This is a genomic window from Psychrobacillus sp. Z3-81, from assembly GCF_056620325.1.
This window is the reverse complement of sequence record NZ_JBWQPU010000075.1, coordinates 1-259: the sequence shown is the minus strand read 5'-3', so window position 1 is coordinate 259 and position 259 is coordinate 1. Positions and strand designations below refer to the sequence as shown.

Here is a 259-nt window from a genome sequence, read left to right as displayed (position 1 = left end):
AAATTTATGAAACTGCTCGTTACCGGCGGAGCCGGGTTTATTGGAAGCAATTTTGTGATTTATATGCAGCAGAGGCATCCTGATTATGAAATTATTAATGTGGATGCACTTACGTATGCAGGTAATTTGGAAAACTTGAAGTCCCTTGAAGGCAACACACGTCATACCTTTGTCAAAGCAGATATAACGGATGCTGCCGAGATGGATCACCTGATTGGTCAAGGAGTAGACGTAGTTGTCAACTTTGCGGCAGAATCGC

1 protein-coding gene is annotated in these 259 nt (G+C 42.9%); it reads left to right on the top strand.

Going from position 1 to position 259, the window contains the following annotated elements:
- Positions 1-6: 6 nt before the first annotated feature.
- Positions 7-259, top strand: a 253-nt coding sequence (locus tag AC1ECF_RS17685; protein ID WP_480390749.1) for a GDP-mannose 4,6-dehydratase, incomplete at its 3' end; no start/stop codon positions are given.